This window comes from Paramagnetospirillum marisnigri (assembly GCF_001650715.1).
Taxonomy (GTDB): Bacteria; Pseudomonadota; Alphaproteobacteria; order Rhodospirillales; family Magnetospirillaceae; genus Phaeospirillum; species Phaeospirillum marisnigri.
Map to the genome: position 1 here is coordinate 1 of NZ_LWQT01000083.1, position 9300 is coordinate 9300.

At 57.9% G+C, this 9300-nt stretch carries 4 protein-coding genes; 1 reads left to right on the top strand and 3 read right to left on the bottom strand.

From position 1 onward, the window contains the following. Positions 1 to 312: 312 nt before the first annotated feature. From A6A04_RS15860 to A6A04_RS15870, 3 genes are all read right to left on the bottom strand, one after another. Positions 313 to 3180 carry a putative bifunctional diguanylate cyclase/phosphodiesterase gene (locus tag A6A04_RS15860; protein WP_172822792.1) on the bottom strand — a complete coding sequence of 956 codons (2868 nt, stop codon included), beginning with the start codon at positions 3178 to 3180 and terminating at the stop codon, positions 313 to 315. A 343-nt stretch (positions 3181 to 3523) separates the two neighbouring features. Next, positions 3524 to 3898, bottom strand: coding sequence for a response regulator (locus A6A04_RS15865; protein WP_068494616.1), 375 nt, complete (start codon positions 3896 to 3898; stop codon positions 3524 to 3526). A 15-nt stretch (positions 3899 to 3913) separates the two neighbouring features. Then, positions 3914 to 8863: a PAS domain S-box protein gene (locus A6A04_RS15870; protein ID WP_068494618.1), complete on the bottom strand. Its 4950-nt coding sequence runs from the start codon at positions 8861 to 8863 to the stop codon at positions 3914 to 3916. 240 nt (positions 8864 to 9103) lie between these two features. Here A6A04_RS15870 and A6A04_RS15875 point away from each other — a divergent pair. After that, positions 9104 to 9300, top strand: a 197-nt coding sequence (locus A6A04_RS15875) for a transposase (protein WP_068492287.1), incomplete at its 3' end; no start/stop codon positions are given.

A 9300-nucleotide genomic window follows, 5' to 3' on the forward strand; every position in this document is an offset into this window, starting at 1 on the left:
CCGTATTGGAGCGCCTCGCGGCGCAGGGCGTGTCCGCTTCTGCGTCCGAGGTTATTACTTTTGCTCGGAAATGGCGTGCCGTAGTGGTAAAAACTGATAACTGGACGGCACAGCTGAATCCCTGAATTTGTGCCAGTCTCTGGGATTCGAGGCCGGCAACTTCCACGCCGTGCACTGTCCCTGCGTTGCGTATGTCCGCTCTACCCCAGATATCCACCGTTCGGCGGGAACGTCCGCTATGGCCCCGTTGTGCCATAACCGGCCTGCCACTTATTCGTGCTGGAGGGAAGTCGCCCCACCAGCGCCGAGTTTTCAGGATGACGCAGCGGCAGAACTAAGTTCCCGCAGCCTTCCGAGGCAAACCTCCGGAGGTTCTGGCTTCCCAAACAGGTAGCCCTGCAGGTATTCGCAGGCGTGGACGGAAAGGAACTCCCGCTGCGCCGCAGTTTCCACGCCTTCGGCTACGACTTTTAGACCCTGGCTGTGCGCCAGCGCGAGGATCGAGGCACAGATGGAGGCATCGTTCTCGTCGCTCTCGATGTCCTGGACGAAGGATCGGTCGATCTTGAGTATTTGAACTGGTAGGTGCTTAAGGTAGGACAGTGAGGAGTAGCCGGTGCCGAAGTCGTCAATAGCAAGTTGGACGCCCAAGTTGCGCAGGGCGCGCAGTGTCTCGAATGAATGTTCAGGGTCGCTCATCGCCACCGATTCGGTCACTTCCAACTCGAGTTCACCGGGTATCATTTCATACCGGGTCATAACGGCCTCTACCTGCGCCACTAGCCCCGGTGAGCGTAGCTGATGAGCGGATAAGTTGACCGCAATGCGCAGGACCGGCGCATCCGCCGCGCGCCAGATGGCGAACTGCCGACACGCCTCTTCCAGCACCCAAGCTCCAAGCGGGTCGATCAGGCCAGTTTCTTCGGCCAACGGTATGAAGGACAGCGGGGAAATCAGACCACGCTGCGGATGCCGCCAGCGCACCAACGCCTCAACTCCGCAGGCCGTACCGTTGTGTGCACATATCTGCGGCTGGTAATGCAGTTCGAGCTGACCGGTTTCAATGGCCTGCCGCAGCTCGATCTCCATCTCCATCCGCTCGGTCGCTGCGGCATTCATGGCGGCCGTGAAGAACTGCAGATTGTTACGGCCCTGCGACTTGGCGTGGTACATGGCCATGTCGGCATTCTTCATCAAGTCATCTACAGAACTGCCGTCATCAGGGTAAATGCTGATGCCGATGCTCGGAGTTATCTGCAGCACTTGGCTGGCCAGATGATAGGGATGACCGAGCTCGTGCAGAATCTTGCTTCCCACCGGAAAGGCATCTCGTACATCTTCCATGCCGGTGAGCACGACGACGAACTCGTCACCGCCGAGACGTGCCACGATGTCGCTCTCGCGCACGCAATGGCGCAGCCGCTCCGCCACATCAATGAGCAGAAGGTCGCCGACATGATGGCCGAGGGTGTCGTTGACCCTTTTGAAGCGGTCTATGTCGATGAACATTACCGCCAGCGGCGCATGCTTCCGCTGCGCGGTAGCCAGCGCCTGACCAAGCCGCTCCTGCAAGCTATGGCGGTTGAAAAGCTTGGTTAGATTGTCGTGGTGCGCTAGGTGCTCAATGAGCTCCTCGGTCTGTTTGCGTTCGGTGATGTCGATGAACAGGCCGATGTAATGCGTTACAGCCCCGTTCGTATCCCGCAACTCCGAGATGGTCAGCCATTTTGGATAGACGACGCCATTCTTGCGACGGTCCAACACTTCGCCAGACCAGTAGCCGTGGCTGCTCAGTGCGGCCCACATCTCATCGTAGACCTCTGCGGACGTTTGTCCCGACGAAAGGATGCGTGGATTGCACCCGAGTAGTTCCTCGGCGCTGTAGCCGGTGATCCGCGTGAGCGCAGCGTTGGTAAGAATGATGTTGTTATCGCGGTCGGTGATGAGCATCGCCTCGTTGGACTGCTCAAACAGGTCGGCGTAAAGCTTCAGTCTTAGCTCAGACTGCTTTTGATCGGTGATGTCGCGGCCGACGCCACGGTAGCCGCGAAAGCGACCGTCTGCATCGAAGAGCGGATCACCGCTGACTGAAACAATCAGGACATTGTCGTTGATGCCGTAGCGAGAAATTTCGAAGTCCCGGAAGGGCAAATGCGCTTCGAGCATATCACGGTGGGCTCGCCATCCAGCTTCGTCGGGGCTGACGTGAGGCACCTCCCAGCGCAACTGGCCGATAAAAGTGTTCTGCAGGAAAATCGGATCCTCAGCTTCGCGGCGGCTGCAGCTACGCAAAGTGAAGCGATGGTTGACGTCGGTTTCCCAATAAAAGTCGGAGGACATTTCCGTCAGGCTGCGAAACCGCGCCTCACTTTCTTGCAGGGCCTTAGTCCGTTCATCGACGCGCCGGTCGAGGTCGCGATTGGCGGATTCAAGCCTTGCCTCCTGGACTTTGACGATTCCTTCAGCATGGCGAACCACCCAGAACAGCAGGATATACAGTATCAAGAATACCAGAACGATAACTGTTACTTTCTTAATTACCGAATTTTCCACCTGCTGGAGAAGCTTGTCGACGTGCTGGTACTGCTCGAAAACAGCAAAAACCTCGCCATCACGTACAAAAGGAATGTAGCTCGACACTAGATCGACATTGACAATCAAGCCTTCAGTGGCGCTGAACTTTTCGCGATGGACAAGCTCGCTGTAGATGCTGCCGGTCCTGGCAGCATTGAAACCAGGATTATCTCTTTTGTCTTCGCCAATTTGCGCTAGTTCAGTCGAGAAAATCGTCAGTCCCTGCGGGTCGTAGATCTTGACCTTGACGATTTCGGAGCCACGGACAATTGCGGAGATGCGGGTGTTCAGTTGCTGCACCGACGCCAGCGCATGCAGTTCATCTTTGGTCTTGCCGACCGCCCCGGCAAGCAGACTTTCGATGTCCTGCAGCAGAAGGTTGCCCAGCAACTGGGTCATGGAGGCATTGCGTTCCTCTGCCTGCCGCTTCATCTCGTCGATCGCGCTGTTGCGGAGGAAGGTGGCTAAAAACCCGCCAAATATCAGCAGCAGAATCATCGACAACAGGGAGAAGTATTTGGCTAATTTGAAGGCGGGGAGTGGGGCGTTCGTGGCAATGCGGGCAGCGTCCTGGTTGCCACTTGAATCGACGAGTTCCCGGTCCATCTCGACCATCATGCCCTGGCGGGAAAGAGTTGGAGGCGACGGCAATCATCGCAATGAGCGCGGCTGATGCTCGAGTTCGTGGTATTGCGGATGCGAATGACTTCATTCATAACGCGTCTCAGGAGATAGGCTCGCCCAATACGAACCTCATATCATGTCGATATAACGAAGATGCTGTGGCAGAGTAAACGGACGATAAACACGCCAGAGCGTTCAGAGCTGGCCTCGACGCGGCAGGCGACCGCAGTACCCCCGGCATGCGGCAACTGCAAGTCAGCTGAAACGTCCGCTATGCCGGGTCAGTGCCATATCCTGCCGGACAATAATTGAGATTTCCTCCTGGCTAAGAAGCCGCCTTCAGAACCAAACGTTCCACTACCTCGATCAACTGGGCTGGGTTCAAAGGCTTGGAAATGAAGGCGTTGCAACCAGCCTTGTAGGCAGCATCATAGTCGCCTGATGTGTCCATGCCGGTGAAGGCAATGATGGGCAATTCTGCCGTCCTGGGATCGGCACGAAGGGTCTGTGCGACCTTGTAGCCATCCATGCCAGGCATACTCATATCCAGGATGAGAAGGGCCGGCACCGCCTTGGCGATGGCATCCAACCCAGCATGACCATCCATGGCGGACCGGACATCATGACCCTCATCAATGAGCAGGTCCGAGATCAACTCGATCATCAGTTCATCGTCATCGACCACGAGAATGTCTGCCATCGTCTATCCCCTTGTTCATTCCACTCGCGTGGCACAGTAGCGGTTTCGTCCACTTTGTTTGGCAGCATAGAGTTGTTCATCGGCCAGAGCGACGATGTTCATCGCCGAGCGTCCTGAGATGCACTTGGTAGTGACCACGCCGAGGCTAACGGTGACATGGTCCGCTGCACTGGAATGGCCATGCGTAATGCCAAGCTGGCTGACCGATTGACGCACCTTCTCGGCAATGGCGACAGCGCCGTCCTGGTTCGTCATGGGCAGGATACAGGCAAACTCTTCACCGCCATAGCGAGCAGCTATATCGGTGACCCGGATCACCGATCCACCGATGGCCTTGGCCACCTGACGTAGGCAGTCGTCACCGGCCACATGGCCGTAGGTATCGTTGAACAGCTTGAAGTGGTCGACATCCATCAAGATCAGGGACAGATCATCGCCCGACCTTGTGTGTCTGGAATACTCCATCTCCAGGACCTCGTCGAAGCGGCGGCGATTGGCCAGCCCGGTCAAGCCATCCGTGGTCGCCATACGAGTCAACTGGTCCTGTGCCAGTTTGAGAGCGATGTGGTTGCTTACCCGCGCCCTCACCGTTGCCGGGCAAATGGGCTTGGTGACAAAGTCCACAGCTCCCAGTTCAAGCCCCTGTGTTTCAGAGGCATCATCGTCCAGTCCCGTGATGAAGATCACCGGGATGGCGCTGGTCAATGGTTCGGCTTTCAATCGTCGGCAGACTTCGTAGCCATCAATCCCCGGCATCATCACGTCCAACAGGATTAGGTCAGGCATGGAGGTCGCGGCAATCTCCAAACCACCCATGCCTTCTTCAGCAGTCAGAACCTCGTAGGTGCCGGAGAAGATGTCGGCCAGCAGATCGATGTTGGATGGCTCGTCATCAATTACCAGGATGCGGGGACGTGACTTGACAGCTCCCACCTCGACAGCCTGAGACGCAGGCAAGATCGGGGCAGCAATGGCCGTGCCATCCAGCGAAGCAACGGCTGCAATGGCAGGGCAGAGGAACAGTTCCACCGCATCCACTAGCGGGATCAGATCATCCTTCTGTCCAGCACGAAGGGCGTGTTCCAGGGCAGCAGCGGCCTCGGCGAGGTCCTTGGCCTCCAGGGTCGCGGCAATCCCTTTCAAAGAATGCGCCAGCCTTTGGGCCTCCTCATCCCGGCCCTCACCGAGATGCCTCCGCAGATCGGCTGCCGCATTGGCGTATTTGTCTCTGAACCCCAGCATCATCTTGCGCAGCAGCTTGGGCTTGCCATTGGTCCGAACCAGGGCGGCGGGAATGTCGAAGGGCGGCAGTTGATCGGGAAACGTATCCTGAGTGGGGGCGGGCTTTGCCGTTGCTGGTGGCTGCTCTGGGGCTTTCACGGGCTGCACAGGCATCCAGCGGATCAGGGTATCCGTCAGGTGGCCAGGGTTGATCGGCTTGGTGACATGGTCATTCATCCCCGCGTCAAGGCTGCACTCACGGTCGCCGCTCATGGCATGGGCGGTCATGGCAATGATGGGCAGATCACGGAAGCGTTGGTCGGCTCGGATCAGCTTGGTGGCGGTCAAGCCGTCCATCACCGGCATCTGGATGTCCATCAGGACCAGATCGAACGGCTCCACCCTGACCCGCTCGACGCCTTCTTGGCCGTTCTCTGCAATGGTGACCAAAAGGCCAAGGTCCCCCAGAAGTTCGGTGGCGAGATCACGGTTGATTTCGTTGTCTTCCACCAGCAGCACCTTGCGACCGGCCAAACTTGGGGAGTGATCATCGGCCGCTTGGTGAGGTCCAGCATCGACGGTTCGGGGTGCCCCACCGAACATCTCTGAGATGGTATCGATCAGGACGGACTCATTCACCGGCTTGATGAGAAAACCATCCAGATCGCCGCCGAGCGATCCCTCGGCCATTTCTTCCCGACCGAAGGCCGAAACCATCAGGATGGATGGAATTTGCGAGAGAGTTGCATCCGCCTTGATGCGATGTGAAGCCTCTATCCCATCCATCCCCGGCATCCGCCAATCCATCAGGACCAGATCGAACGGTGTTCCCGCCTGGGAGGCTTCGGCCAGAACGGCCATAGCTTCTTCACCCGACTTGGTGGCGATGGCGTTGATGCCGTTGGCGCAGAGCATGGCGAGCAGTACATCTCGTGCACTGTCACTGTCATCAACGATCAGAACCCGTTTGCTCTGGATATCGGCAAGACGGGCGCGAGCCGTTACCGGCAATGCCTCATTGGAAACGCCGAACTGCGCCGTGAAGATGAAGGTACTGCCCTTGCCGGGTTCGCTCTCCACACAGACGGTTCCGCCCATCATCTCGCAGAGTTGCTTGCTGATGACTAAGCCCAATCCGGTGCCGCCATATTTGCGGGTGATGGAAGTGTCAGCCTGATTGAAGGATTGGAAGAGGTTAGAGACCTGCTCGGAGGTCATGCCGATGCCGGTATCACGGACCGATACCATGAGCCGTCCAGCGGTTGGAACGTCAGGGGCGTTGACCACCCTGATGATGATCTCGCCCTTGTCGGTGAATTTGACCGCGTTGTTGACCAGATTGATTAGAATTTGGCCAAGCCGCAGAGGATCACCGATCAAAGTACGCGGCACGTCGGGCGCGACCGCCAAGACAACTTCAACGCCCTTCTGCCCAGCCTTGACCCCGACCATATCCACCAGATTGCCCAGCACGTCGTCCAAGGAAAACGGAATGCTTTCCAGATCAAGCTTGCCCGCTTCGATCTTGGAGAAATCCAGGATGTCGTTGATGATGCCCAACAGGGATTCGGCGGCATTGCCGATCTTGGTCAGATACCCCTTTTGTTTCGGCGTCGGGTTGGTGCGCTGGGCCAGATGGGTCATGCCGATGATGGCGTTCATGGGCGTCCTGATCTCGTGGCTCATATTGGCCAGGAAGTCGGACTTGGTTTGATTGGCCTCATCGGCGGCCAGACGCGCCTCGATGATCGATACTTCCGCCTGATGCTGTTCAGTAACGTCGTAATTGATGCCCACCATACGGAGGGGCCGCCCCGCATTGTCCCGGATCACCTTGCCGTGCGCCTTGATCCAGCGAATGGTTCCGTCCTTCCACAGGACCCTGAACTGGATATCGTAGGGCCTCTCGCCGGAAAGTGCCGCCTGAATTGCGCCATCGCAGCGATCGCGCTCGTCGGGATGCAGGCCTTGCAGCCAAGCCTCGTAGGCACCGCCGAACTGGCCTTCCTGCCCCCCATAAAGGGCAAACATGCGCTCGTCCCATGCCAGGACGTTGTTGACGATATCCCAGTCCCATGTCCCGAGTTGGGCGGATTCAAGCGCCAAGCCCAGACGGAAGGTGAGGTCGCGAACTTCGGCCTCGGCCGTCTTGCGGGCCGAGATGTCCCTGGCGATCTTCGATGCCCCCATCAGGGTTCCGCTCTCATCCCTGATTGGTGAGAGGGTGACCGAGATCGGGAATATCTGGCCGTTCTTCCTTTGACGGAACGTCTCGAAATGATCGATGTGCTCGCCACGTCGGATGCGAGCGAGAATTTGCGCCTCTTCATCCTCATTGCCTGGAGGGATGAGCCGCAACATGGGTGTCCCGATCATTTCTTCGGCGGAGTATCCGAACAGGGCCTCGGCGGCGGGGTTCCAACTGGTGACGATCCCTTCCAAGGTCTTGCTCATGATGGCATCGGAAGAGGCCTCGATGATCGACATGTACCGCGCCTGAATTGAGGCGATACTTTTGCGCTCTGTGATATCTCGAACCAAGCCGACAAACATCCGCTGCCCTTCGATCTCCACTTCGGTGATCGTCAATTCCATGGGGAACACGCGTCCGTCCTTGGTCAGGCCCTCCAGTTCACGGCCAACACCCAAGACCCGGCTTTGTCCCGTCGATTGGTAGCGGGCGAGATATCCGTCATGATGGCTGCGGTTCGGTTCGGGCATCAGCATCTTGACGTTCTGGCTGACTAACTCTTCGACGGAATAGCCAAACAAGCTCACCGCTGCCGGATTGACCGAGGCGATGATGCCTTTGCCGTCGATGGTGATAATGCCGTCCATCACATTGTTCAGAATGGTCCGCATCCGGTTCTCGGCATCTCTGATCTGCCGTTCGGCCTCCTTCATGGGCGTGACATCGGTGACCAGAACGAAGAATCCCGCCACCTTGCCGTAGCTATCCATATCGGGAACGTAGTTGGCCCAGGTATATCCGGTGCTGCCATCGGCCTTGGTCAGCGTCCGTTCAAAGTGCTGCGGCTGCCCCGCCAAAACCCCTTGGATGTAAGGCTGGTTCATGGCGAACAGACGCTCGCCCAGCAGATCGGACATCGAGATGCCAACGATGGCATCGGCGGACTTGCCGAACCATTCCAGATAGGGCGTGTTCGCGAAGCGGCACACCAGATCCTTGTCCCAATAGGCCACCAAGCCCGGCATGGCATCGGAGATGGCCTTCAGGAAGCGTTCGCTCTTGCGGATGTGGGCGAGGGACAACTCGCCTTCGACGCAGTTAGCCAGATCGCGCAGAACATCGCCATCTTCGGCGCTGAAATCCCGAGGATTGGGATCGATGACGCAAAGGGTGCCGACCCGCTCGCCATCCGGGGCATGAAGGGGCGCACCAGCGTAGAAGCGGATGTTGGGTGGGCCAATCACCAGGGGATTGTCGGCGAAATCCGGATGCTCGATGGCGTTGGTGACAACCAAGACCTCTTCCCGAAGGATTGCATGGCCGCAGAAGGAAATGTTCCTGGGGGTTTCCGATGCATCAATGCCTTGGCAGGACTTGAACCACTGACGGTCGGCATCCACCAGACTGACCAGGGCAATGGCCACGCCGAAATGGGTCTTGGCAATCCGGGTGATCCGGTCGAAACGTTCTTCCGCCTGGGTATCCAGAACGCCCAAACGACGAAGAGCCGCAATCCGAGAGCTTTCATTCTCGGGGATCAGGGGTTCCTTCATGTCACCGCTCCCAACAACCTATCCACCAGTCCCGAGCCAAAGGGAGTGGAGCACGATTTTGATGTTTCGGCTAGGTGAACGGCTGGGAAGGGTCACGAAGGGCCGGTGGGTAGGAACCCTGTAGATGGCGGCTTTTGATCAAAGCAGTCATAGCCGGCGAGGCATGTCGCAGTGACCCTCCCCCCGTGAATGGCTCCAGGTTGAATGTAATAATTCAACTGACCATGAAGGGGACATTCCATGCCGAAGAAGAGACATACCGCCGAAGAGATCATCGGCAAGCTGCGTGAAGCGGACGTGCTTCTGGCGCAAGGCCGGAAGGTGGCCGACGTCGCCAAGGCTTTGGCGGTAACGGAGGTTACGTACTACCGCTGGCGCCAGGAATACGGTGGGATGAAGGTCTCACAGGCCAAGCGGCTCAAGGAGCTTGAGCGCGA

Bases quoted from the DNA above. Each gene is read 5' to 3' on its own strand.
- A6A04_RS15870 (WP_068494618.1), bottom strand. From the start codon at position 8,863: ATGAAGGAACCCCTGATCCCCGAGAATGAAAGCTCTCGGATTGCGGCT.
- A6A04_RS15865 (WP_068494616.1), bottom strand. From the start codon at position 3,898: ATGGCAGACATTCTCGTGGTCGATGACGATGAACTGATGATCGAGTTG.
- A6A04_RS15860 (WP_172822792.1), bottom strand. From the start codon at position 3,180: ATGGACCGGGAACTCGTCGATTCAAGTGGCAACCAGGACGCTGCCCGC.